This is a genomic window from Bradyrhizobium sp. 1(2017), assembly GCF_011602485.2.
GTDB lineage: Bacteria > Pseudomonadota > Alphaproteobacteria > Rhizobiales > Xanthobacteraceae > Bradyrhizobium.
In genome coordinates, this window is record NZ_CP050022.2 from 3,120,305 (window position 1) to 3,146,449 (window position 26,145).

General features: G+C 65.7%; 13 protein-coding genes. 8 read left to right on the plus strand and 5 right to left on the minus strand.

The features are described 5' to 3' along the window. Nucleotides 1-44 precede the first annotated feature (44 nt). From HAP40_RS14510 to fhuB, 4 genes are all read left to right on the plus strand, one after another. A complete protein-coding gene (locus HAP40_RS14510; RefSeq protein ID WP_334271027.1) occupies nt 45-12,140 on the plus strand; it encodes an amino acid adenylation domain-containing protein in 12,096 nt (4,031 codons plus the stop codon). A 4-nt stretch (nt 12,141-12,144) separates the two neighbouring features. Continuing rightward, nucleotides 12,145-13,125, plus strand: a complete 981-nt coding sequence (locus tag HAP40_RS14515) for an alpha/beta hydrolase (protein ID WP_166817164.1) — start codon at nt 12,145-12,147, stop codon at nt 13,123-13,125. Between the two features lie 84 nt (nt 13,126-13,209). Further along, nucleotides 13,210-14,142 carry an ABC transporter substrate-binding protein gene (locus HAP40_RS14520; protein WP_166817163.1) on the plus strand — a complete coding sequence of 311 codons (933 nt, stop codon included), beginning with the start codon at nt 13,210-13,212 and terminating at the stop codon, nt 14,140-14,142. After that, on the plus strand, nt 14,129-16,135 hold the full coding sequence (fhuB, locus tag HAP40_RS14525) for a Fe(3+)-hydroxamate ABC transporter permease FhuB (protein WP_166817162.1): 2,007 nt from the start codon (nt 14,129-14,131) through the stop codon (nt 16,133-16,135). The genes HAP40_RS14520 and fhuB overlap by 14 nt, the downstream gene beginning before the upstream one ends. A gap of 6 nt (nt 16,136-16,141) precedes the next feature. Here the strand turns inward: fhuB and HAP40_RS14530 are convergent, their stop codons facing one another. Both HAP40_RS14530 and HAP40_RS14535 read right to left on the minus strand, forming a co-directional pair. Beyond that, entirely contained in the window at nt 16,142-16,996 is an 855-nt protein-coding gene (locus tag HAP40_RS14530; RefSeq protein ID WP_166817161.1) for an ATP-binding cassette domain-containing protein, read from the minus strand. Then, nucleotides 16,993-18,093 carry a siderophore-interacting protein gene (locus HAP40_RS14535; protein ID WP_166817160.1) on the minus strand — a complete coding sequence of 367 codons (1,101 nt, stop codon included), beginning with the start codon at nt 18,091-18,093 and terminating at the stop codon, nt 16,993-16,995. Before HAP40_RS14535 ends, HAP40_RS14530 begins: the two co-directional genes overlap by 4 nt. Nucleotides 18,094-18,354: 261 nt before the next feature. On the opposite strand from HAP40_RS14535, the gene HAP40_RS14540 reads away from it, so the two are divergent. From HAP40_RS14540 to HAP40_RS14550, 3 genes are all read left to right on the plus strand, one after another. Continuing rightward, nucleotides 18,355-20,055, plus strand: a complete 1,701-nt coding sequence (locus HAP40_RS14540; RefSeq protein ID WP_208024779.1) for a cyclic peptide export ABC transporter — start codon at nt 18,355-18,357, stop codon at nt 20,053-20,055. 177 nt (nt 20,056-20,232) lie between these two features. Next, on the plus strand, nt 20,233-21,294 hold the full coding sequence (locus HAP40_RS14545) for a GNAT family N-acetyltransferase (protein ID WP_166817159.1): 1,062 nt from the start codon (nt 20,233-20,235) through the stop codon (nt 21,292-21,294). 23 nt (nt 21,295-21,317) lie between these two features. Then, nucleotides 21,318-22,613, plus strand: a complete 1,296-nt coding sequence (locus HAP40_RS14550) for a lysine N(6)-hydroxylase/L-ornithine N(5)-oxygenase family protein (RefSeq protein WP_166817158.1) — start codon at nt 21,318-21,320, stop codon at nt 22,611-22,613. On the opposite strand, the gene HAP40_RS14555 is transcribed toward HAP40_RS14550, so the two are convergent. Continuing rightward, on the minus strand, nt 22,610-23,227 hold the full coding sequence (locus HAP40_RS14555; protein WP_166817157.1) for a 4'-phosphopantetheinyl transferase family protein: 618 nt from the start codon (nt 23,225-23,227) through the stop codon (nt 22,610-22,612). The two genes, HAP40_RS14550 and HAP40_RS14555, sit on opposite strands and share 4 nt — an antisense overlap. Before the next feature lie 311 nt (nt 23,228-23,538). On the opposite strand from HAP40_RS14555, the gene HAP40_RS14560 reads away from it, so the two are divergent. After that, nucleotides 23,539-23,964: a hypothetical protein gene (locus tag HAP40_RS14560; RefSeq protein ID WP_166817156.1), complete on the plus strand. Its 426-nt coding sequence runs from the start codon at nt 23,539-23,541 to the stop codon at nt 23,962-23,964. On the opposite strand, the gene HAP40_RS14565 is transcribed toward HAP40_RS14560, so the two are convergent. Next, on the minus strand, nt 23,930-24,556 hold the full coding sequence (locus HAP40_RS14565; protein WP_166817155.1) for an FMN-dependent NADH-azoreductase: 627 nt from the start codon (nt 24,554-24,556) through the stop codon (nt 23,930-23,932). The two genes, HAP40_RS14560 and HAP40_RS14565, sit on opposite strands and share 35 nt — an antisense overlap. Nucleotides 24,557-24,562: 6 nt before the next feature. Then, nucleotides 24,563-26,137, minus strand: coding sequence for an isochorismatase family protein (locus HAP40_RS14570; protein WP_166817154.1), 1,575 nt, complete (start codon nt 26,135-26,137; stop codon nt 24,563-24,565). Nucleotides 26,138-26,145: the final 8 nt, after the last annotated feature.

Below are 26,145 nucleotides of genomic sequence, written 5' to 3' on the forward strand. Positions count from 1 at the left end.
CAGAAGCGCAGCGCGACGCGCTGAGCGCGCTTGCCGAGCCGCGTATCGTCTTCAACTATCTCGGCCAGTTCGATTCCAGCATGGGTGAGCACACGCCCCTCCAGTTGGCGCCCGAGAGCTCCGGGCCGATGCGCAGCGACAGCGCGCCGCTTGGCCGCTGGGTTAGCATCAACGGACAGGTCGGCGACGGACAATTACGCCTGTCGTTCGCCTATGGCCGCAGGCGTTACCGGCGGGAAACGATCGAGCGCCTTGCGGAGCATTATGCTTCGGCCCTGCGCGAACTCGTCGCGCATTGCACGGGGAGCGCCCGCGGCGTGACGCCGTCAGACTTCGCACTGTCGGACTTGAGCCAGACCGATCTCGATGCGCTGGTCGCAACGGCCGACTGTCGTGAGATCGAGGACATCTATCCGTTGTCGCCGATGCAGCAGGGAATGCTCTTCCATGCTTTGCGTGATGGCGAGAGCGGCAACTACGTCAACCAGATCGGTCTGGAGGTCCGCGGCCTCGATGCCGGCCGGCTGCGCGCAGCCTGGCACGAGGTCAGCGCGCGGCACGCCGTGTTGCGAACCGGATTTGCGTGGCGCGACCTGTCGGGGGCGGCGCAGCAGGTGGTCTATCGCTCCGCGCATTTGCCATTTGAGGAAGAAGACTGGCGCACGCAGGCGGTCGTCATGGGCGTCAAAGAGCTCCGGGCTGCGCTCGCGCGCGTCTCGCAAGCCGAGCGCGCCAAGGCATTTGAGCTGTCGCAAGCGCCGCTGCAGCGGGTCCGGCTGATCCGGCTCGACGACGCACGCCACTGGCTGATCTGGACGCACCACCATATCCTGCTCGACGGCTGGAGCGCGGCGCGCTTGATGGCCGAGATCCTGCAGCATGAACGCGGCGAAGGCTTGCCGGCCGTGAAAGGCCGCTATCGCGATTACATCGCGTGGCTGCAAAGGCAGGACCGCAATGCGTCGACGTCGTTCTGGCGCACCGTGTTGTCAGAATTGGAGGAGCCCAGTTTTCTCGCGGACGCACTGGGAGGGCCTGCAACCGGCGGTGCTTCCGGCCATGGCTCGCTGGACCTGCTGCTCACGGCGGATCTGACGGCAGGCTTGCAGGCGTTTGCCAGGCGCGAGCGCGTCACGCTGAACACGCTGGTGCAAGGCGCCTGGGCCCAGTTGCTGCGTCGTCACACCGGCCAGCGCGCGGTCTGTTTCGGTGCGACGGTCTCCGGCCGGCCGGCCGAGATCGGCGGGGCCGAGGACATGGTCGGCCTGTTCATCAACACGCTGCCCGTCGTCGATCAGGCAAGCCCGCAAGCCGAAGTAGGGGCGTGGCTGCGCGACCTCCAGACGCACAACACGGACCTGCGCGATCATGGCTGGATGCCGCTCTACGAAATTCAGCGCCTCGCCGGGCGATCCGGGCGCGCGCTGTTCGACAACATTCTCGTGTTCGAGAACTACCCGATCGATCAGGCGCTGCGAGGCGAGAGCGAAGGCGGTCGCCGGTTCGGCCGGGTCGACCAGATCTCGATCACCAATTATGCGCTGACTGTGGCGGTGTTCGCCAAGCCCGACGGCATCAATCTGGGTTTTCGCTACGATCGAGGCCGCTTCGACGACGACCAGATCAGATATCTGCAAGCCTCGCTGTCGCGGCTGCTGGCCAGGATCGTGGAACACGCGTCGCGGCCGCTTGGCGCGCTCGACCGCCTCGATGCCGACGAAGCGCGGAAGGTGCTCGGCTGGAGTGGCAGCGTCGAGCGGGCGCCGACGTCTGGCGATGGCATCGTCGCGCAGATCGAAGCCCGTGCCGCGGCCTCGCCATCTTCTGTCGCATTGATTTTCGAGAGCCAGCAGATCAGCTACGGCGAGCTGAACGCACGCGCCAATCGGCTGGCGCGACGCTTGCGAGACCACGGGATCGGTCGCGACCGGCTGGTCGGCCTGGCGCTCGAGCGCAGTGTCGAACTGATCGTCGGTGTCCTGGCCGTGCTGAAGGCCGGTGGCGGCTATCTGCCGCTCGATCCCGACTACCCGTCCGATCGCCTCCTTCACATGCTCCGCGACAGCGGGTCAGCGTTGCTACTGACCCAGGAACGGCTGCTCCCGGACCTGGCGCCGGTGATCGCGGATGCGGGCGCCGAGGCCTGGACCATAGATGGAGAGGGTGTATCTCGCATTGAGGAGTCCGCCGACAACCCTGATGTCGCGCTTCATCCGGACGGTCTGGCCTATGTCATGTATACCTCGGGCTCGACCGGCGTGCCCAAAGGCGTGGCCTGCTCGCATCGCGCGCTTGCGGGGCGGCTTGGCTGGATGCAGGCGGAATATCGTCTCGATGTCGGCGAGACTTTGCTTCACAAGACCCCGTTCAGCTTCGACGTCTCTGTCTGGGAGATCCTGTGGCCGCTCGCAACCGGCGCGCGGCTTGCGATCGCGGCTCCGGGGGCACATCGCGAGCCGCGGCTTCTTGTGGATGCCGTCATCGCCCATGACGTGACGACGCTGCACTTCGTGCCGCAGATGCTCGAGCATTTCGTGACCGAGCCCGGAGCAACCCGCTGCTCCTCGCTCAAGCGCCTGTTTGCCGGCGGCGAGGCGTTGTCGCTCGACCTGATGTCGCGCGTCCTCGCGGCATTTCCCGATGTCCGGTTCGACAATCGCTACGGTCCGACCGAAGCCCTGATCAACGCCACCTATTGGACCTGCCGCAACGAGGGTGCAGCGCGCGTGCCGATCGGGCGCCCCATTCCCGGCGTGACGATCCGCATCCTCGACGCCGATCTGAACATGGTTCCGGCAGGCGTGACGGGCGATTTGTACATCGGCGGGGAAGGTCTGGCGCGGGGCTATTGGCGGCGCGAAAAGCTGACGGCGGAACGCTTCATTCCCGATCCCTTTGGCGAAGCCGGTGAGCGGCTCTATCGATCGGGAGATCTGGCGCGATGGCGGGCCGATGGCGCGATCGACTATGTCGGGCGCGCGGACCATCAGATCAAGATTCGCGGCTTCCGCATCGAGCTTGGCGAGATCGAATCGCGGCTGCTTGATCAGCCCGGCGTTCGCGCTGCCGTCGTGGTGGCGCGAGAAGTCGGCGCCAGCCAGCAGCTCGTTGGCTATGTCAGCGGCACGGGGGAATTGGAAGAGGCAGGCTTACGGACCGCGCTGTCGACTGTCCTGCCCGATTACATGGTGCCGCCGAGAATTGCGGTGCTGGAGCGGCTGCCCTTGATGCCGAGCGGCAAGGTGGATCGCCAAGCGCTGCCGGCACCCGACATGGCTCAGGGACATGCGGAGCATCAGGCGCCACGCACGCCGGTCGAGATCGTCTTTGCGGCGATCTGGGCCGAGCTGCTCGGCCGGCCAGCGGTCAGCCTCACCGACAATTTCTTCGAGCTCGGCGGCGATTCGATCATCTCGCTCCAGATGGTGAGCCGCGCCCGGCGCGCCGGATACCTCATGGAGCCGCGAGACGTCTTTCAGCATCAGACGCTGGAAGCGCTGGCACTCGCAGCGCGGATCGAGCAGCGCGCGGGGACGCCCGCTGACCAGGGGCAGGCCACCGGACCGCATCGGCTCTTGCCGATTCAGTCCCGCTTCTTTGCGGAGGGCATGGAAAATCGGGATCATTGGAATCAGGCGGTGCTGTTGCAGCCGAGAGATCGCCTCGACTGGGATGTGATGCGGCGCGCACTCGCCGCCGTGATCGATCACCATGACGCGCTGCGCCTGCGCTTCGAGGCGAGGCACGGGGGCTGGCATGCCGAGCACGGCGCTGCTCCGGCTGCGGACGCGCTGCTCTGGGTCCGGCAGGCGATCGACCGCGACTCCGTGACGGCGCTGGCATCGTCGGCGCAGGCAAGCCTGTCGATCTCCGGCGGCTTGCTGTTGCGGGCGGTCGGAATAGATGTCGCCGATGGCAGCCAGCGCTTCGTGATCGTGATCCACCATCTGGTGGTCGACGGCGTGTCATGGCGCATTCTGTTCGAGGACATCGCTTCCGCGTACACGCAGCTTGCGCAGGGCGATGCCACGGTCGCGCTTCCGCCGAAGAGCCACGCGTACGCGCTGTGGGGACAGCGCTTGCGGGAATACGCAACGTCGCCTGAACTGGCGACGGAACTGTCCTACTGGACCGGCCGCGGCGCGAACGCGGATATTCCCTGCGACGACGATCATGCCGGCATCGATCGCATTGCGGATGCCGACGAAGTCCTGTTGTCATTCGAGAACGAATGGACGCAGCGCCTGCTGACCGATGCGCCGTCGGCCTATCGCACGCAGATCAACGACCTTCTCCTTTCCGGCCTTGCACGTGCTGTCTGGCGGTGGAGCGGGCAGGATGAGGTTCTGGTCGAACTGGAGGGGCATGGCCGCGAGCATCTCTCCGGCGATCTCGATCTCTCGCGCACCGTCGGCTGGTTCACGACGGCCTTTCCTGTGCGTCTGGCCGGCGGCTCGCAAGAATCCTCTCTGTTGATCAAGACCGTGAAGGAGGAGCTTCGCGGCATTCCCGGCCGCGGGCTGGGTTACGGCCTGTTGCGCCATCTCGGCTCCGAAGCGCACCGCATGGCGCTGTCGCACGTCGCCGAGCCGAAGATCGCCTTCAACTATCTCGGCCAGATCGACGGCGGCGACGCAGAGGCGGCGCTGTTCACGATGGCGGCGGAAAGCGCCGGCCCGTCACGCGATGCATCGAGCCCATTGCAACGATGGCTGAGCGTGAACGGCACGGTGCGTAATGGCCGGCTGCAGCTGTCATTCGGCTTCGGCCGGAAGCGCTATCGGCGCGAGAGCGTCGAGCGACTGGCCGCCTTGTACGAGGCTGCGTTGCGGGAGCTGGTCGACCACTGCACTGGCGGCGCCTGCGGCCTGACGCCATCCGATGTGGCATTGTCGGGGCTTGATCAGGCCGAGCTCGACAGGCTGGCGCTGGATTGGCGCGAAATCGAGGACATCTATCCATTGTCGCCGATGCAGCAGGGCATGTTGTTCCATGCGATGCATGACGGCGAGAGCGGGCTCTACGTCAATCAGGTCGCCGCCGAGATCCGCGGCCTCGATGCCGGAAAATTGCGCCGCGCCTGGCAGGCGGCCAGCGATCGCCACGCGATGCTGCGGACCGGATTTGCCTGGCGCGATCTGTCGGGCGCGCCGCAACAGGTCGTCTATCGACGGGCCGAAGTGCCCTTTGCGGAGGAAGATTGGCGTGCGCGAAGTGCAGCATGGGACCAGGCGCAGCTGGACGCGGCGCTGGCCCGCGTCTCGCGGCAGGAGCAGGCTGCCGGGTTCGACCTGTCACGGCCGCCCTTGCAGCGGGTCCGGCTGATCCGGCTCGGCGACGACAGGCATTGGTTGATCTGGACGCATCATCACATCCTGCTCGACGGATGGAGCTCGGCACGGTTGATCGCCGAGGTCATGCAGCATAATGGCGAGGGGCGTCTGCCGGCATTGCACCATCGTTATCGCGACTACATCGCGTGGCTGAAAGGCTACGACAGCAATGCTTCGGCGGCGTTCTGGCGCAATGCGACGGCAGAACTGGACGAGCCGAGTTTCCTGGCAGACGGCCTGGCCGAACGGGCGGACGCGCAATCGTCCGGTCACGGCATGCTGGCGCTCGAGCTGGCCCCTGACCTGACCGCACGGTTGCAGGAATTCGCGGTGCGTGAGCGGATCACGATGAACACGCTGGTGCAGGCGGCATGGGCGCAGTTGCTGCGACAGCACACCGGGCAGGGGACAGTTTGCTTCGGTGTCACCGTGTCGGGCAGGCCGCCTGAGCTCGCCGGGGCCGAAGAGATGGTCGGCTTGTTCATCAATACGTTGCCGGTCATCGACGGCGTCAGCCCACAGCAGACGGTCGGCGTATGGCTGCGCGAGTTGCAGGATCGCAATCTGGCCTTGCGCGAGTTCGGCGCGACCCCGCTCTATGAGATCCAGCGCCTGGCGGGGCGTCCCGGGCGGCCGCTGTTCGACAGCATCCTGGTGTTCGAGAACTATCCTATCGACCGCGCGCTGATCGGGACGGACCGGCAGATCCAGGTCGGAAAGACGCGGATCGTCGAGACCAGCAATTACCCGTTGTTCGCCAGCGTCGGCGTCGATGACCGCCTGCGCCTCGTCTTCAACTATCGGCGCAAGCATTTCGACGAGGCGCAGATCGCGAGGCTACAGCAGGCCTTTGTGCGGCTGATCGAAGCCCTGAGCATCGATGCCGATCGACCGGTCGGCATGATCGCGGCCCGCGATCCCGCGGATGTCGTCCTGCTCGAACGGGCGAACGACACGCGACGAGATCAACCGCGCGAGGGAATTGTCGCGCAGTTCGAGGCCCAGGTCCGGAAGTCGCCCGAGGCGGTCGCGCTGGTGTTCGGCGGGACGGAGCTGAGTTACGCCGCGCTGAATGCGCGTGCCAACCGGTTGGCGCGGCGATTGCGCGACCGCGGCGTCGCGACCGATACCGTGGTCGGGCTGGCGCTCGACCGCGGCGTCGAGATGCTGGTCGCGCTGCTGGCCGTGCTGAAGGCGGGCGGGGCCTATCTGCCGCTCGATCCGGACTACCCGCTGGAGCGGCTGGCGCACATGCTGCGCGACAGCGGCGCGGCGCTGGTGCTGACGCAAGAGGAATTGCGCGGTCAGTTCGCCGCCGTGCTGGCGGAGACCGGGGCCGAGGCCTGGTTGCTCGACGCGCAGGATGGCGAGGGCGGGGATGCCGGCAATCTCGACGTCGCCGTGCACGCCGAGAGCCTTGCCTATGTGATCTACACCTCCGGCTCGACCGGCCTGCCCAAGGGCGTGATGGTCCGCCACAACGCCGTGACGAACTTCCTGGCGACCATGGCGGAGCAGCCCGGCATGACGTCCGCCGACCGCGTGCTCGGCTTGACCTCGCTATCCTTCGACATCGCGGTGCTGGAGCTGTGGCTGCCGTTGACGATCGGCGCCTGCGTGGTGCTGGCGGATCGTGCGGCCGCGCATGATCCTGCCAAGCTCAAGACGATCGTGCAGCGGCACGGCGTGTCGCTGATCCAGGCTACGCCATCGACGTGGCGGATGCTGCTCGATCATGACGGCGCTTCGCTGCCGGCGAGCTGCCGGGTGCTGTGCGGCGGCGAGGCGCTGCCGCCGGACCTGGCGCGGCGGCTGGTCGGGCAGGCCGGCGAGGTCTGGAACCTGTACGGCCCGACCGAGACCACGGTGTGGTCGGCACGTCACCGGCTCGATGCACAGGACGATCGTCCGCTGCTCGGCGGCCCGATCGGCAACACCACGCTTTATGTTCTCGACGGGGACCTCAATCTCGCGCCGGTCGGCGTCGCCGGTGAGCTCTATATCGGCGGCGCCGGACTGGCGCGCGGCTATTGGCGGCGCGGCGGCCTGACGGCGGAGCGCTTCATCCCTGATCCGTTCGGTGCACCGGGCGCGCGGCTGTACCGCACCGGCGACGTGGCGCGGTGGCGCGCCGACGGCGTGCTCGACTATGTCGGCCGTGCCGACCACCAGGTGAAGATCCGCGGCTTCCGCATCGAGCTCGGCGAGATCGAGGCGCGGCTGCAGGCGCAGGATGGCGTCCGTGCGGCCGTGGTGGTGGCGCGCGAGGCCGGCGCCGGCCGCCAGCTGGTCGGCTATGTCAGCGGCGAGGCGCTGGATGGCGCCGCGCTCAAGACGGCGCTGTCCTCGCTGCTGCCGGACTACATGGTGCCGGCGCGGATCGTGGTGCTGGAGCGACTGCCGCTGACGCCGAACGGCAAGATCGATCGCAAGGCGCTGCCGGCGCCGGATCAGCTCGCAACGTCCGTCGCGCATGTGGCGCCGCGCACGCCGGCCGAGGCGGCGCTGGCTGCGATCTGGGCCGATCTGCTGCGCCAGCCCAATATCGGCGTCACCGACAATTTCTTCGAGCTCGGCGGCGATTCCATCGTCTCGCTGCAAATGGTGAGCCGCGCGCGGCGCGAAGGCGTGCTCATCGAGCCGCGCGACGTGTTCCGGCATCAGACCATCGAGGCGCTGATTGCAGCGTCCCGAGAGGTCGGCCCCGGCGAGGACGCCCCGGCATCGGAGCGCGGCTCGCTCGCGGGGCTTGCCAGCGAGCAGCTCGAACGGCTTGGTCTGGACTCAAGTCGCGTCGAGGACGTCTATCCGTTGTCGCCGATGCAGCAGGGCATGCTGTTTCACAGCCTGCGCGATGCCGGCAGCGGCGTCTACGTCAACCAGGTCAGTGTCGAGATCCGCGGCCTCGATCCGGAGCGACTGGGCACAGCATGGCGCGAGGTGAGCGCGCGCCATCAGATGCTTCGGACCGGCTTCCTGTGGCGTGAGCTCTCCGGTTCCCCGCTGCAAGTGGTCTATCGCGACGCCATGGTGCCGTTCGAGCAGGACGACTGGCGCGGTCAGGCGACCGACGACGAACGGATTGCGGCAGCCCTTGCCGAGGAGCGCGCCGCCGAATTCGATCTCCAGGCGCCGCAACTCCAGCGGGTGCGGCTGCTGCGGCTCCAGGACGACTTCTACCGGCTGATCTGGACCTATCATCATATCCTGATGGACGGCTGGAGCTCGGCCAGGTTCGTCGGAGAGGTCCTGGAATGCTATTACGGGGGCACGCCCGCTGCGAACGCGACGCGCTATCGTGACTACATCGCCTGGCTGCTGGCGCAGGACGCCGGGGCTGCCGAAGCTTTCTGGCGCGAGCAGCTCAAGGGCTTCGACCAGCCGACGCAACTCGCCGATGCCTTCGGCGCGCGCCGGCATCAGGCATCGGGCCATGAGCGCTGTTACACGCGTCTCGGAGAGGCCGCGACCGCGGAACTGAAGGCGTTTGCGCGTCGGGAACGTATCACGTTGAACACGATCGTCCAGGGCGTGTGGGCGCTGCTGCTGCAGCGCTATACCGGCCAAGGCACCGTGACGTTCGGCGTGACGGTCGCCGGTCGTCCGGCCGGTCTCGACGGGTCGCAGCAGATGCTCGGACTCTTCATCAACACGCTGCCTGTGATCGAAACGCTTCCGCCCGCCAGCGCCATCGGAGAATGGCTGCGCGCGCTGCAGGACCGCAATTCGGCGATCCGGGACTACGAGCACACGCCGCTCTATGACATCCAGGGCTGGGCCGGCCGCGCCGGCCAGACGATGTTCGACAGCATCATCGTCTTCGAGAACTATCCGATCGAACGCAGCATGCACGGCGGCGCGGGCGCGTTGCAGTTCAGCGGCCTGAAGAATGTCGATGTGACGAACTATCCGATGGACCTGTCGGTGCTCGTCGAAGATACGCTTCAGGTCGAATACACCTACATGCCGAGCCATTTCACCGCGGCGCAGGCGATGCAGATCAAGACGCAGTTCGAGCATTTGCTGGCAGCGCTGACGCGGGACGCCGCGGCCTTGCTCGGCGGCATCGGTCCCGTCACGGAACTCGACGCCGCGCTTGCGGATCGTTGTAATCGTCACGCGACGTCAAGCGCCCCGCTGCCGCCGGTGCACGAGGCGATCAGCAGCCATGCGCGGCATCATCCGGAGCGGACGGCGCTGACCATCGGCAGCTCGGTGCTGTCGTTCGGGGACTTCGAGCGCAGGGCCAACCGTCTGGCGCATCACCTGATCGCCCGTGGGCTCAAACCCGAGCAGCGCGTCGGCGTGGTGGTCGAGCGAACCGCAGTCACGATGATTGCGCTTTTGGCCGTCCTCAAGGCGGGCGGAGCCTACGTTCCACTCGATTCTGAGCTGCCATCGGAGCGGCATGCGTTCGTCATGCGCGATGCAGCAATCGCGTTCCTGTTGACGGGACGGCTCGAGATCGAGGGCAGCCCGGACGGTATCGAGAGAATCTCGCTGTCGACGTTCGAATTCGACTCGGGACCCAACCATCCGCCGCAGCCTGAACTGCATCCCGAAAACCTGGCCTATCTGATCTACACCTCGGGCTCGACGGGGACGCCAAAGGGCGTCGCCGTCGCTCATGGGCCGCTGGCGATGCACTGCCACGTCACCGGCAGCCTCTACGAGATTGACGAAAGTTCCTGCGAGCTGCATTTTCTGTCGCTGGCCTTCGACGGCGCTCATGAGCGCTGGCTGACGGTCCTGTCGCACGGCGCGCGGCTGTTGATGCGTGACGGTGAATTGTGGACGCCGGAGAAGACGGTCGAGAACCTGCACGCCCATCGCGTCAGCCATATCGGATTGCCGCCGGCCTACCTCCAGCAGGTCGCCGAATGCGTCGAGCAGAACGGCAATCCGCCGCCGGTCAAGCTCTATTCGTTCGGTGGCGAGGCGATGCCGAAGGCGGGCTTCGACAAGGTCAGGCGCGTTCTCAAGCCACGCATCCTGATCAATGGTTATGGCCCGACCGAGACCGTCGTCACGCCGCTGGTCTGGAAGGTCGATGGCACGTCGGACTGCGACACGCCCTATGCGCCGATCGGCGTTCCGGTCGGTGACCGCCGCGCCTACATTCTCGATGCCTCACTCGACATCATTCCCGCCGGTGTCGCGGGCGAGCTTTATCTCGGCGGTTTCGGGCTGGCGCGCGGCTATCACGGCAAGGCGGGCATGACCGCGGAGCGGTTCGTGCCTGATCCCTTCTCGACGGTGCCGGGCGCCCGGCTGTACCGCACTGGCGATCTGGCGCGATGGCGCGACGACGGCACGGTCGAATATCTCGGTCGCAGCGATGATCAGGTGAAGGTCAACGGCTTCCGGATCGAGCTCGGCGAGATTCAGACCTCGCTGCTCCGCCACGAGGCGATCGCGCAGGCGGCGGTGGTGGCAGTGCCGAGCGCAGCTGGAAATCAGCTCATCGCCTATGTCGCGCCGAAGGCGGCAGGTGACGCCGCGTCCGATGCGGCCGAGGCGCTGGTCGAGCGGCTGACCGGCTTTCTGAAGCAGATCCTGCCGGCCTATATGGTGCCGTCGCGGATCATGGTGCTGGAGCGGTTGCCGACATTGTCGAGCGGCAAGATCGACCGGCGTGCATTGCCCGCGCCCGACGCGTCGATGCGGAGCTTCGTCGCGCCGCAAAGTTCGGCGGAGACGGCTATGGCGCGTCTGTGGTCCGAGATTCTGAAGGTGCCGCAGGTCGGCGTCACCGACAATTTCTTCGAGCTCGGCGGCAATTCGATTCTGTGCCTCAAGGTCGTGGCGCGGGTCCGCCAGGACAAGACGTTCGGAATCGAGATCAAGCTGCGTGACCTGCTTCAGAAGCCGACGATTCGTGCCCTGCTCGCCGGCAGCGCCAACGTGACGTCCGCCGTCGCGCCGGCACCGCCGGCGCTGCTGCCGCTGAATGCGGCGGTTCGCGGCGAAGCTCCGGTGTTCTGCGTGCATGGCGGCTTCGGCACAGTGTTCGACTACGGCCCGCTGGCGCGCCGTCTCGAAGGGCGCCGGCAGGTGATCGGCCTGCAATCGAGAATGCTGGTCGATCCGTCGTGGATCGACAGCTCGCTCGAAGCGATGGCCGTGGACTATGCGGCCGAGATCCGGAGGATGCAGCCGCGCGGTCCCTACGGCCTGGTCGGCTGGTCGCTGGGAGGGCTGCTGGTCAGTCTCGTCGCGGCCGAGCTCGAACGCGGCGGTGAGCGCGTCGATCGTCTTGCGCTGGTCGACAGCTTCGTGCCGCGACAGCTGGACGGATCGGGCCGGCCGGAGGCGATTGCCCACTGGGCCGATGGCCTCGCCGGATTGCTGTCGGCCGTTCTTCCGAACGCTGCGGTCTCTCGCATCAGGGCGCAGGTCGAGGCAGCGAAGCGCGCTGACTTGCCGGAGACGCCGGAGAGTATCCGCGATCTGGTCGCCTCTGTTGTGGAGCAGGGCAGGAGCGTGAGGGCAGACGATGCGTTGCTCGGCGCGGACGACCTATCCGCCGCGTTTGCGGTCGGACGGCATCTCAACAGGCTGGCGCAGAACGCGACGCTGCCGCGCGAGCTCGCAGCCACGCCGCTCTGCTGGTGGACGTCGCCGCGTCTGGCGCAGCGCGATCGGCTGGAATTGCAGCTGCCGACGGCGGTCGATCGGGGCGTGGTGGGCGACAACCATTTCACGATCCTGAAGGACGCCAGCCTGCTGGATGATATCTGCAGCCTGCTCGTGCCGGCGATGATGTCGACGATTGCGCAGGATACCGTTCCGGAACCGGCGGAGTGAGCCTTTGAGCCTTGATCCAGATATCGCCGCATTGCTCGAGATGGTGCAGGCCGGCACCGAAAGCGGCGCGCGCATTCCGTTTCCACAGCTGACCGCCATGCAGGCCCGCGCCGATTTCGATGCGTCCTCGCCGCTGCTCGATGTCGACCCGCCGGCGCTTGCCTGCGAGCGGCGTCTGTCGCTGCCGACGCGGGATGGCGCGATGATCGAGGCGCGGCTGTACGCAAGGGAGACGCCGAGCGATCGCAGTCCTGTTCCGGTCCTCCTCTATATGCACGGGGGCGGCTTCGTCGTCGGCAGCCTCGATTCGCATCAGCCGTTGTGCCGCGGTCTCGTCGAGGACAGTGGCGCCGCCGTGCTGTCGATCGGCTACAGGCTTGCGCCTGAGCACAAGTTTCCGAAGGCCTTCGAGGATGCAGCCGATGCGCTGGCGTGGATTGGCCGCGAAGGTCACGCGATCGGACTCGATACGCGCCGCGTGGCCGTCGGCGGCGACAGCGCCGGCGGGACGCTTGCCGCTGCGCTCGCGATTGAGGCGAAGACAAATGCGAGCCTTCCGCAGCCCGTGCTTCAGGTTCTCGCCTATCCCGGCCTCAGCTCGCGACAGACCTCCGCCTCCTACGAAAGATATGGCTCCGGCCATCTCCTGGAGCGCGGCACCGTCGACTGGTTCTTCCGGCAATATCTGCGTGATGATTCAGATCGCGACGATTGGCGCTTTGCACCGCTTGCCGCGGACGATCTGTCGGGTCTGGCGCCGGCATTCATCGTCCTCGCCGAGTTCGATCCTCTGGTGGATGAGGGGCGTGACTATGCGGCACGCCTCAGCGCGGCCGGCGTCCCCGTCGACATGCGCGTCTATCCCGGCATGATCCATGAATTCTTGCGCATGGGGAATGTCGTGGCCGATGCCTTGCACGCGAGGGCGGCGATCGGGCAGGCGCTCGCAGATGCCTTTCGCGCCGCTGGAGAAAGGGCGGCATGATATGGAAATGCGGCGCGAACGAGGGTATGTCATGACTGTCGCTATCCTGCGGCCGCTCTGCAAGGGGCTCCCCAACCGAATTCCATGAGCACGTTTGTCCCAGACCACAGGCTGTCCCGCCGCGCCTTTCTCGGCGCGGGCGCGGCGATCGGAGGCACGGCGCTTGCCGGTGCATGGCCGATGGCATTTGCCCAAACCGGTGGATCGCGATCCGGGCCCCGCGTCGCCGCGCTCGGCTGGGCCTGCGCCCAGACGATACTGGCGCTCGGCGTCGTGCCGCTGGTGATTCCCGAGATCGAGCGCTATGGCCGGCTCGTCGTCGAGCCCGCCGTCCCGTCCGGCGTGCAGGAGATCGGCCTGCGCTCGGAGCCAAATCTGGAGCTGCTGCAGAGCTTCGCGCCTGACATCATCATCATCGATCCCAGCATCGCTGCCGCCGTCCCCCGGCTCAAGCTGATCGCGCCGGTCGAGATGTTCACGATCTTCAGGCCAGGCGGGCATCCTTTGGACACGGCGCGACGTTCGACGATGGAGCTTGCCAAGCGTCTCGGGGTGCAGGGGGCCTGCGAAGCCTATTTCGCGCGCTTCGATGTCGCCATGGCCGGCTATCGTGAGCGGCTCCGCGATCGCGGCGGCAAGCCGCTCTACCTCGTCAGCGAGATCGCGCGCAACCGCGCGCTCGTGTTCGGCCCGAACAGCCTCTATCAGGAGGTGCTCGATCAGTTCGGATTGAAGAACGCCTGGACCGGGCAGAGCGGCCCATGGGGCTACACCAGTGTGGGGCTCGAAGTGCTCGCCGCGGTTCCGGACGCGCGGCTGGTGCTGATGACCTCGCGCGTCGCCGACGTCGAGGCCTTGCTGAAGGCAAGCCCGGTGCTCCGGACCCTGCCGTCCCTTCGGTCGCATCGGCTGACGGTTTTGGACAATCAGTTTTTCTATGGCGGCGTGCCGGCGGCGGAACGTTTCGCTCGGCTTCTCGCCGAACGTCTGCCACGGGAAAGCCATGAGCAAGGTTGAGGCGCTGCCGGCCCGGTCCGGCTTCAACATGAATCCGGCGGTGCTGATCGGGTTGCTGGTGGCGGCCGCGGCTGCGCTCACCTGGCGCAATCTGTCCGGATATCTGCCCGCGGGCGCATGGCTGCCGGTGTTATGGCAGCCCGAGGTCACCGATCCGCAGCAGATGCTGGTGCATTACACCGTGTTTCCGCGCATCGCGGTGGCGCTGCTGGCCGGCGCAGCCCTTGGCCTCGCCGGCACCGTCTGTCAGCAGGTGCTGCGCAATCCGCTTGCCGAACCAAGCACTCTCGGCGTCCTGAATGGCGCCTATCTCGCATTGGCTGTGACGACCCTGTGGGCACCCTCGTTGCTGGTCTTCGGCCGCGAGTGGATCGCGTTGCTCGGCGGCTTCGCTGCATTCCTGTGTGTATTCGGTCTGACCTGGAAGCGAGCGCTGTCGCCTGTCATCCTGGTTCTGGCCGGGTTGATCGTCAGCTACTATTGCGCCGTGACCACCCAGGCGCTGGTGCTGCTCAACCACGAATATCTGATCGGCCTGTTCATCTGGGGCGCGGGCTTCCTCAATCAGCAGGACTGGAGCAACGTCACGTTCCTGGCGCCGCGGCTGCTGATCTCGATCGTCCTGATCGCGGCGATGGTTCGTCCGCTGACCCTGCTCGGCTTCGACGACGAGACCGCGCGCAATCTGGGCCTCGGATTGACGAGAGCACGGGTCTTCGCGCTCGTCATCGCGATCGCGCTCAGCGCGTCGGTCGTCAGCGTGGTCGGCGTCATGGGATTTATCGGCCTGTCCGCGCCGGCCATCGTCATGCTGTCGGGCGCGCGCCGTTTCCGCGACCGGCTGATCTGGGCGCCGCTGTGCGGCGCCGTGCTGCTGTGGCTGACGGATCAGCTCGTGCTGTTGATCCCGCCCGGTTATCGCGAAATGCCGGCCGGTGCTGTGACGGCCCTGATCGGCGCACCCATGTTGCTCCTGTTGCTGCCGCGGCTGCGGTCCGCCATGCCGATGGGAAACCTCACGCCATCCACTCCGCCGCGTCTCGACCACCCCTGGCGCGTGACCCTGTTTGCTCTCGCCTTGTTGCTTCTCGCCGTCTGGATCGCGCTCGCCCTGGGTGTCGGCTCCGACGGCTGGCACTGGAGCGGTTTGTCCGGCTTGCAGGAATTCTGGCCATGGCGCTGGCCGCGCGTGGTGTCGGCGCTGGCGGCGGGTGCGACATTGGCGGTCGCCGGCACGCTGCTGCAACGGATGACCGGAAACCCGATGGCCGCGCCGGAAGTCATGGGCATCAGCTATGGCGCCGCGATGGGCGTGATCGTTCTGCTCTATCTCTTTCCTGCTCACACGCGGCTGGCGCAGATCGCGGCGGCCGGGATCGGCGCCTTCATCGTGCTGGCGCTGGTGCTGTTGTTCAGCCGCCGGTCCGAGTTCAGTCCGGAACGCGTGCTGCTGGCTGGTGTCGCCATGAGCGCGGCATTCGGCGCGATCATCGCCATGGCGCTCGCCACCGGCGATCCGCGCATCGGCACGCTGCTGTCGCTACTCACCGGCTCGCTCTACCAGATCGGTCCGGCCGAAGCCGCTATCCTCGCCGCCGCGGCGCTCGTTCTGCTGATCATGGTGCCGATGCTGTCGCGCTGGCTCGACATCCTGCCGCTGGGACCGGCGACTTCACGTTCGATCGGCATCTCGCTGGTGAGGAGCCGGATCATCATCATGCTGCTGACGGCCTTGCTGACGGCAACGGCGACGCTGATGGTGGGTCTTCTGAGCCTGGTAGGCTTCATCGCGCCGCACATGGCGCGGATGATGGGGGCGCAGCGCGCGCTGCATCAAGCCGCGCTGGCCGCGTTGATCGGGGCGATCCTGATGGTCACGGCGGATTGGGCCGGACGCATGGTGATCTTTCCGTTCCAGATGCCCGCCGGGATCTTCGCCATGATGCTTGCCGGCCCCTATCTCATCTGGCTGCTGCGGCCGCAGCGCGGTTGACGGCGCTTACCGCGCGAAGCTGATGAGATGGCCGTGATCGGGTGACGGCATTACGCCCATCGGGATGCCGTAGATGGTTTCGAGCTCGGCGGGCGTCATGATCTTGTCCGGCGTGCCACGGGCAATCAGCTTGCCGGAATGGAGCGCGATGATCTCGTCGCAGAAGCGGGCAGCCATGTTGACGTCGTGGAGCACGACGACCACGCCGAGATTGCGCTCGCGAGCGAGCTGCTTGACCAGCGACAGCACCTCGATCTGATGGGCGATGTCCAGCGCCGAGGTCGGTTCGTCGAGCAGCAGGCATTCGGCATCTTGCGCGACCAGCATGGCGATCCAGACCCGCTGGCGCTCGCCGCCCGACAGCGTATCGACCAGGCGGTCCGCGAACGGCTCGATATGGGTCAACGCCATGGCGCTTTCGACCTTCTCGCGGTCGATATCGCCGAACCGGCCGAGCGCCCCGTGCCAGGGATAGCGGCCGAGTGCGACCAACTCCTTGACCAGCATGCCGGCGGCGGGCGGCGTCTGCTGCGGCAGGTAGGCGACCTTGCGGGCGTAGTCCCGATCGCTCCAGGCGCGCAGCGCGCGGCCCTCGAAATGAATCGTTCCTGACGAGCTTGGCTGCTGGCGCGCCAACAATTTCAGCAAGGTCGATTTACCGGAGCCGTTATGCCCGATCAGGCCGACGACGCTGCGCGCGGGAAGCGACAAGGAGAGCGGTTCGAGCAACGCGCGCCCGGCCACCGCGAAGCCGACCTGGTCGAGCTCGAACAAGGGTGCCGGTACATTGGGTGAGGCCTGCGCGATATCGGTCGGCAAGGCGAGCGCTGCTTCGCCCGGCTGCGCCTGTTGGAACGTCATGGTTGGCGCAGGCTCCAATATGCGACGGCCAGATGCTGGTCGCGCGCGAGCTTTCGCTCGTCGCGCAAATGATCGCGCAAGGCCTTCAGCGCCTGCGCCTCACATGCGACCCAGGCGAAGACCTCCCGATGGTCCGGCCATTGCACCGCCTTGACGGCGTCGACCAGCAGCTGCGTCGTCCCGGCCGGCCGGCCCGCGCGATGCAGCCAGCGGATCGCGACGCCGCGCGGCGCGACCAGCGGAACTTCCTCGTCCCGGTCGGCGACCTCGATGAAGACTTCGCCCGTCGCCGTCGCCGGCAGCGTCTCGAGAATTCGGGCGATGGCGGGCAGGGCGGTTTCATCGCCCGCCAGCAGCAGCCAGCGCGCCGGACGAATGGCTCGGCCGAGCGGGCCGGCCATGCCGCAGATGGCGCCGGCCTTCGCGTTGACGGCGAACGCCGAGCCAGGTCCGGCGTGATCATGGACCACGAAGTCGATATCGATCTCGCGGCTCTCCAGGTCGATACGGCGGATCGTGTAATAGCGGGTAAGGGGCCGGCGGTCGGGCTCAGGCCACAGGATACGTCCGTCCGGGGCGGGCCACGGCCATTCGGGCTTGGCGAGGCCTTCGGGAGGGAAGTACAGCCGCACGTGAAGGTCGTCGTCATTCACGAAACGGGCGATATCCTCGCCGGTGAAGGTCAGCCGGCGCATGTGCGGCGTCAGGGTGATCGCGGCCTTCAGCCGCACTTCCCGGAAGTTGGCCAGTGTGCCGCCGTTGGATTCATGGCCGGACCAGATGATGGTCGGGGCAATGTCGCCCGCGAACTCGATCACATGCGAGGCGACGACCGAACGCAGCATTTCGAGATTGCCCTTGTCGTCGGCCTCGACGCGGATCTTGAGCGCGTCGGCCTCGACGGCGAGGGAACTGCTGCCGAACGGCAGTTTCGCCACCATGAGGCCATCCCGGTCCTCGAAGGCGATGTCGTGCTCGGCGAGATGATCGATCATCCGTGCAGCAAGGCCGGCGGCATCGGGAAGTGCGATGCGGGTTTCGGAGATAAGCGGGTCCAAAGTCATTCTCCATCGGGCCTGCCCGATGCTGGCCTGCAAGCGCTTCGATGTCCGGATGTCGCGGCCTGGCACGGCGCTGGATCAAAATCCTGCTCGCTCGCCGGCTGCGATGCAAAAGCGGTACTACCCGCATCATATTAAAGGCATTGCCGATCCCAAATTAGAATCCATCGAAAGAGCGGAGAAAATAAGCGCTGGAAGTGCGGTGCCGCCATCATGTATGCGCATCGCATCGGCACGGCTTGTTCTGATGCTGACGGGCCGTATAGGTTCGCCCAGGTCTTCTCCAGCGCGGCTCTCATGATGAACTCACCAAGCGGCCTGACGGCGCAGATCCTGCATCTCCTGCGGCCCTACTGGCCGCTCGTGCTCGGCGGCGTCGTTCTGGGTGTGGTGGGCGGCGCCAGCGTCGCGGCGCTGCTCGCGGTGGTCAATCGTGGACTCTATGCCACGCAGGCTGACGTCGTCACGCTGCTCCTCGCGTTCGCGGGCCTCTGCCTCCTGATCCTGATCGGTTCCATCGGAGCCGACATCAGCGCCAATTACGTCGGGCAGCGGATCATCGCCGAGCTTCGCAAGTCGCTGGCGGCCAGGATCCTGGCCGCGCCGATCGATCAGCTCGAAATCTACCGCACGCATCGCCTGATTCCGGTTCTCACGCAGGACGTGGATACGATCAGCGATTTCGCGTTCTTCTTTTCGTCCTTCTTCGTGTCGCTCGTGATCGCGCTCGGCTGCATGGTTTACCTGGCGGTGTTGTCGTGGCCTCTCTTCCTGATCACGGGAGCCGTCATCGTCCTGGGGTCGCTCGCGCATGGATATGCGAGGACCCGGGGCGTCCACGGCTTCAACGTGGCGCGCGATTCGGAAGATCAGCTGCACAAGCAGTATCGGGCGATCGCCGAGGGCGCCAAGGAGCTGCGTCTCAATCGCGTCCGGCGCCGGCGCGTCTATGTCGAGCAGCTCCAGCAGACCGTCGACCGGATCAGCTCGGTGCAGATCAGGTCGATCAATCTGTTCGTGACGGCGCGGGCGTTCGGGACGATGCTGTTCTTCGTCGTGATCGGCGTCGCTCTGACCTTGCGCCCGTTCCTGTGGCCCGACAGCCCCGCCGCGGTGTCCAGCGGCTTCGTTCTGGTGCTGCTCTACATGCGCGGACCCATCGATCAGGTCATCGGCATTTTGCCGGCGCTTGGGCGCGCCCAGGTCGCAATGCGCCGCATTGCGGAGCTCTCGGAGCAGTTCTCGACTCCCGAGCACGATCTGCTGGTCACTGCTCCCACTGCGCCGGGCAAGACTGCAATCGAATCCATCGAGCTCCGCGGCGTGACCTATGCTTTTCGCGCCGTACCGGGCAGTGAGCCCTTTATCCTTGGGCCGGTCGATCTGCTTGTCCGGCAGGGAGACATCGTCTTCATCGTGGGACAAAATGGCAGCGGAAAGACGACGCTCATCAAGCTGTTGCTGGGCCTCTATGCGCCGCATGGCGGCACGGTGCTACGCGACGGCGCTCCCGTCCTGACGGAGACGCGAGACGATTACCGCCAGCTCTTCACGACCATTTTTTCCGACTACTATCTTTTCGAAGATCTCATCCGCGGAGACGGCGTGGTTCCCGATGTCGCGGAGCGCTACCTCGAGCGGTTGGAGGTCGCGCACAAGGTCTCGGTCGAAAACGGCGTGTTTACGACGACGGATCTGTCGACCGGACAGCGCAAGCGATTGGCCCTGATGAATGCGTGGCTCGAGGAACGCCCCGTTCTCGTATTTGACGAGTGGGCCGCGGATCAGGATCCGGCGTTCCGCCACATCTTCTACACGGAGCTGCTGCCCGATCTGAAGCGTCTCGGAAAGACCATCATCGTGATTTCACATGACGATCGCTATTTCGGGATTGCGGATCATCTGGTGCGCCTGCGCGGGGGCAAGATCGTCGCAAGCGAGGCGAGGAGCGATAACGTTGCGGGGCCTTCCGCGGTTCCAACCGGCGCGCCGCTTTAGACACATTGTAGCGAATTGCTGGTGCTTTTGTCGCACGCAAACGACGGCTTGCGATCCGCTTTGCGACAGGTTGTCAGATTTGTAGAGAATCTAATCTGCGTGTGCGCGCATTTCTTGTCAGCCTGTACGCGAGTGATCTACACCACGCCTCAGCGATGATCGAGATGCGAGGGCCGGATGAACAAGGCTTCGGATTCCGGGACCGGACCTCGTGCGTTTCCGGTCGGCCCATATTCCGCTCTGACCGTCTCCCAGGAGGACGATCGGCTTCGCGTCGTTGCCCGCGACGTGACGGCACTGGAGCTTCGCCTTCGAGAGCGCGTCGATCACCTCGAGGTCCTCAACGCGTCTGACGACCGTGAGCTTGCGGTACGGGCCGTGTCTGCATCGGCCGAGGCGCTGTTCGCCTGGCGGCCGGGTGTCGATCGGCTCGTTCTGCATTTCGTCGGTAGAGCCTCGCTTGCGCGGGAGCTGATCGATGGCGGCCTCGCCATCATGTCCGAGGGGCAGCCGGTGCTGCTTCCCGAGCTGGTCATGCAGCGGCGCGACAATTGGCTGGTGAACCCGGAACGACCGCCGTTGCCGCAACTCCACGTCATGACGGACGGCAAGCGACATCCGCGACGCGCCGCAAAGCCGACGGGAAAAGTGTACGGCCGGTTCATCCCCTGGTTGTCGCAGGTCATCTCGTTTCGCGTGGCCGACCTCGAGAACGACCTCCATTTGCTGCATCGCTGGATGAATGACCCCCGCGTCGATGCGTTTTGGAACGAGGCGGGCGATCTCGACAAGCATCGACGATATCTGGCCGGCATCCTGGCCGATCCTCACATGCTGCCGCTGATAGGCTGCTTCGGTGATGAACCGTTCGGCTATTTCGAGCTCTATTGGGCCAAGGAAAACCGCATCGCGCCGTTCTATGATGCCGACGACTATGACCGGGGATGGCACGTGGTCGTGGGCGAGGACGTCTTTCGCGGGGGGCGCTACATCAGCGCGTGGTTGCCTTCGTTGATGCACTACATGTTCCTCGATGATTGCCGCACGCAGCGGATCGTCGGTGAGCCGGCGGCGGCGCATTCCCAGCAGCTTCGCAATCTCGAACGCTCGGGCTTTGCCAGGATCAAGAATTTCGACTTTCCCCACAAGCGCGCGACCTTGGTGATGCTGTTGCGCGAACGCTTCTTCGGCGATCGGCTCTGGCTTCCGGCGGCTGCCGGTCCGGCGGTCTCGTCCTAAAAGCGCGAGCGGAGCGCGGTTTCATGTCTCAACTTGCGATCGAGCACGACGTCATCGGCGTCGGATTCGGACCTTCCAACCTCGCGCTCGCCATCGCATTGGACGAATGCGCGAAGCGTTCGCGGCAAAAATGCGCGCCGCTGTTCGTGGAGAAGCAGCCGCATTTCACCTGGCATGGTGGCATGCTGCTTCCGGGCAGCGACATGCAGATATCGTTTCTCAAGGACCTAGTTTCGCTGCGCGATCCGACCAGTCCCTTCACCTTCGTGAACTACCTGCACAAGCGCGGCCGCTTGCTGGATTTCATCAACTGCCGCACGTTCTATCCGAGCCGGGTCGAGTTCAACGATTACCTCCAATGGGTGGCGGGCCATTTCAAGTCGCAGTCCGCCTACGGTGAAACCATCGTCGCCGTCGAGCCGGTGACGGCCGGGCAGACGGTGACGTCGCTGCGGGTGCATTCACGCTCGCTCGCCGGCGGAGAGACCGTGCGCCTTGGACGAAACCTCGTGGTCGCGGCGGGAGGCCAGCCCTATGTCCCGCAGGTGTTTGCCAAGGCTCATGACGATCGCAGGCTGCTGCATTCCAGCCGCTATCTCGACCTGATCGAGCGCGTCGTCCCGCAAGGTCGGGCAGCGCGCGTCGCCATCGTCGGCGGCGGACAGAGCGCGACCGAGGTGACGGTCGACCTCCATGGCAGACGTCCCGAGGCGCACATCGATCTGATCTTTCGCGGCCACGCCCTCAAGCCGTCCGACAGCAGCCCTTTCGTCAACGAGATCTTCAACCCCGGTTATACCGACTTCGTCTACACGCAGCCCGCCGAGCGGCGGGACGCAATCGTCCGCAACTTTCGGAATACGAATTATGCCGTGGTCGATTCCGACCTGCTGGACCAGTTGTACCGGTTGCTCTACCAGCAGCGCGTCGGTGGCGACGAAAGGATCGTGTTGCGTCCCCGCAGCGAGATTACGAACGTGGACGTGGGACCGGACGGTATCGAATTCGGCCTGGTCGACAAATTCCGTGGCGAAAGCCGCCGTTCGACCTATGACGTCGTGGTCCTGGCGACGGGATACGACAGGGAAACGCCGCACGGATTTCTCGATCCGGTCCGCCGCTACATTCGCGATGCGGCGTTGGATCGCAACTACAGGCTCGTCACCAGCCCGGCATTCCGGCCGCAGATCCATCTCCAGGGATATTCGGAATCCTCGCACGGCCTGAGCGACACGCTGCTGTCGGTGATTGCCATGCGGTCCCAGGAGATTGCGGAATCGCTGCTCTCGACGATCTCGCGCCGGGAGCTCATCGCCTAGCTCGCGGTGATCAGGCGCCATTGCTCTGCCGGACCAAGTGCCTCCGGCACCGCGAGCACGGCCGGAGAGGGGCCCGCATCGACGATCAAGGTGTGCGGCGAAACCGCAAGGCCGACGCCTGCGGCCTTGAGGATCGCCTCCTTCAACGTCCAGTAGCGAAGAAAGAGACGGGAGCGCAGCGCCTCCGGCGTTCGTGCGAGCGTCTTGCGTTCCTCCGGCGACAACGCGATGTCGACCATCTCGTCCAGATCGGACATCTGGCGCAGCGGCTCGATATCGACCCCGATCGGCATGTAGGCCGCTGCGACGGCGACCGCGCCTCTGGCATGGCTCAGGCTGAAGTCGAAGCCTTTGGCGCTGCCGACGAGCCGGGGTTTGCCCAGCGGCGAAGTCGCGAACCGTAGTCGATCGGCTGCTCGTCCCGTCAGGGCACCCAACAGCAGGCGCGCGCCGGCGTGTGCGGCAAGATAGCTCATGCGGTCTTCCACGTGGAGAAATCGCGCCAGCCGGCTGGATTCCTCGGGGTCGAGCAGCTTTCTCGCTTCGTCGGCACGGGGTGCCGCATGGTTGCCGTGCGCCTCGCAGCGCAAGCCATGTGTTGCGCCAAGCCACAAGAGAATCTCCCATGGACTCTGGAACTCGCCTGAACCCACGATGCAGGGATCCGGCAGGGATCGCAGGCGCAGCTGGGCAGGCGGGGCGGCAGATTTGACGGCGATCGACCAAACGAAGGCCTCGCCTGCGAGCCCAGCCGAGAACGCACGTGCAAATGCTCCGTATCCCGTCTCCAGTTGCCTCATCTCCTCGCATTCGCGATGTCCGACCGGCGCAATTTGCCGCGTTCCAATATCGATTTGGAGCGCGGTCTATCTAGAACTTGTCTAATCGAGATCAACCAAGGCGTGTACAGCTGGGACAACGCCGGATGGCTCTGGTAGAGGTGTTCTTAGAACGATCTTTGGAATGTTTGCAGGTTCGGGTGGAACTGACCGTGAGGAAGGCCTTCGAGCAAAGCCACAGCCATTTGCCGGAGAGAATTGCAGTCATATTGGTTCACAGCCCGCTTGCGGCGCTGATCGGCAAAGAGCCGGTGACCCGCATGAGCTATCTCCTCGAGATTGCCTCGCTCCATACCAGGGCCGAACTGCTCGCGCAGCCGGGGCTGGGACGTTCGGGCCTGCGCCGGATCGAGAAGTGGATGGCCTTTCACGGGCATCGTACGCGCGACGTCAATGAGAGCCTCGATAGCGTCATTTGCCAGTTTGCGTTCCGCCGCGCTTCGGTTCGAAAGGGGCATCGTCGCTCTCTGTCCTTCATTAGAAATTTGCAGCCATTGCAGCGAGGCGTTTAGAGGCCCGTTCCCGGGCGGCTTCGACCGATGGCCGCGGTCCGGTGGTCGGGCCGATCGCCACGAAACGGACGTCGCTGATGCCAATGAAGCGCAGGACCTCGCGCAGATAGGGCGTGGCCATATCGATGCGGCCGCGGTTCATGCCGGTGGAAAAATCGCTGCCGCTGGCGAGGACCACCAGCGTCGGCCGGTCCTTCAGCAGCGGGATATATCCCTGCGACGGATCGAATCGAAAGGTGAGCCCGGGCTGGACGATGATGTCGATGAACTGCTTCAGCTTGTAGGGAACGCCGAAGTTCCACATCGGCGTCGAGATCAGTACGCGATCGGCGAGTGAAAGGCGCAGCGCCATGCGCTCGGCCTCGGCAAAACCGGCGCGTTGAGCATCGCTGAAGCCCTGACCGTTCATGCGGGCATATTTGGCTTCGAGGATCGGACCCGCGAAATCGGGCATCCGCTCGCGCCAGAGGTCCGCGACGTCGATGTCCCAATCGGGATGGAGCTGACGAAACCGATCAAGGAAAACCTGCGCGCAGGCACCCGATTCTGAATCGGGGCGGGGCGAGCAGGAGAGGTGCAGGAGCTTCGGCACTGTGCATCATCCCAGCGCCCGGATGACCGTATCCGCCCTGGTCACGACGGCGACGTTCTGCATGGCAAAGTTGATCGAGGCATTGTGCCAGTCGGCATTCATGGTCGAGCAGCAATCCTCGGGAACGATCATGAAATAGCCCTTGTCGGCGCCGGTGCGTGCGGTGTGCTCGACCGACATGTTGGTCCAGGCGCCGGTATTGATGATCATGTCGCGACCGGTTGCCTTGAGGATCGTCTCCAGCCGCGTGCCCTCCCACGCGCTCATCCGCATCTTCTCGACGACGAAGTCGCCGGGCCGCGGCTCCAGGCCGGACACGGGCGCCGCCCCCCAGCTTCCGCGCACCATTGCCTTGCTGTCGACGAGGCCCTCGAACAGCGGCGCGTTCAGCGTGACGCCGGGTGCGCCGGGCTCGACGATGAACCAGACATGTATGATGGCGACGCCACGGGCGCGCGCGGTCTCGGCGAGGCGGCGGACGTTCTCGATCACATGCTGCTGGCGTGCGTGCTGGGGAGCGCCGGACTCGGCAAAGGCGCCGCCGTCCATGACGACGTCGTTCTGGAGGTCCTGGATGATCATCGCGCAGCGCTGCGGATCGAGCCGCATCTCGCCCTCGGCGAGAATGGGTGCCGCCGGCGCGAAGCTTGGCGTTGCACCACTGCCGCTTCGCCGGCCGTTCATATGGGGCTCGTGCCGCGGGCCGGCCTTGGTCGGGATCGCGTACACCGAATGGGTCGAGGTCAGGTACAGCGTGCGGAAATCCGGCCCGCCCCAGGCGAGGTTGGCGACGAGCTCGGGCACGCGGACCTTGCCGAGCAGCTCGCCGTGCGGCGAATAGACCCAGATGCCGCCGGGCGCGGTCACCCAGACATTGCCGTGCTGGTCGCACTTCATGCCGTCGGGCAGGCCGGGCTCGAGCTCGGAGCGGATGCCGCTCGCGAACACGCGCGCGTTCGACAGCGAACCGTCACCATCGACGTCGAAGACGCGGATCAGCGCCTGCACGGTGTCGTTGACGTAGAGCAGCCTCTCGTCCGGCGAGAAGCACAGCCCGTTCGGCTGGTCGAACAGGTTGCGGTCGACGACGAGCTTCGGTTCGCTGCCGGGCACGAGGCGATAGACGCCCTGAAAGCCGAGCTGTCGCGGCCGCTCGACGCCATAGACCGGCATGCGGCCGTACCAGGGGTCGGAGAAATAGATCGCGCCGGACGAATGAACGCAGACATCGTTCGGGCTGTTGAGCTCCTGTCCCCCAAAATGCGAAGCCAGCACCTCGCGTCGTCCGTCCGGACGTTCGCGGACCAGCGAGGAGGTCGCGTGTTCGCAGACGATCAGGTTGAGCTCGGCATCGTAGGTCATGCCGTTGCACTTGTTGGAGGGGCGCTTGACCTCGACGACGCCGCGCCGCGCGTCCCAGCGCCGCCGCACGTCGGCCGGCATGTCCGAGAACAGGAGATGATGATCGACCGGATGCCAGATCGGCCCCTCCGTGAAGTCGAAGCCGGTACCGACCTGCGCGACCGGCGCATAAGGGTCGATCAGGGTCTCGAATTCGGCGCGCAAGGTGACGTGCGTCATCGGTCGAT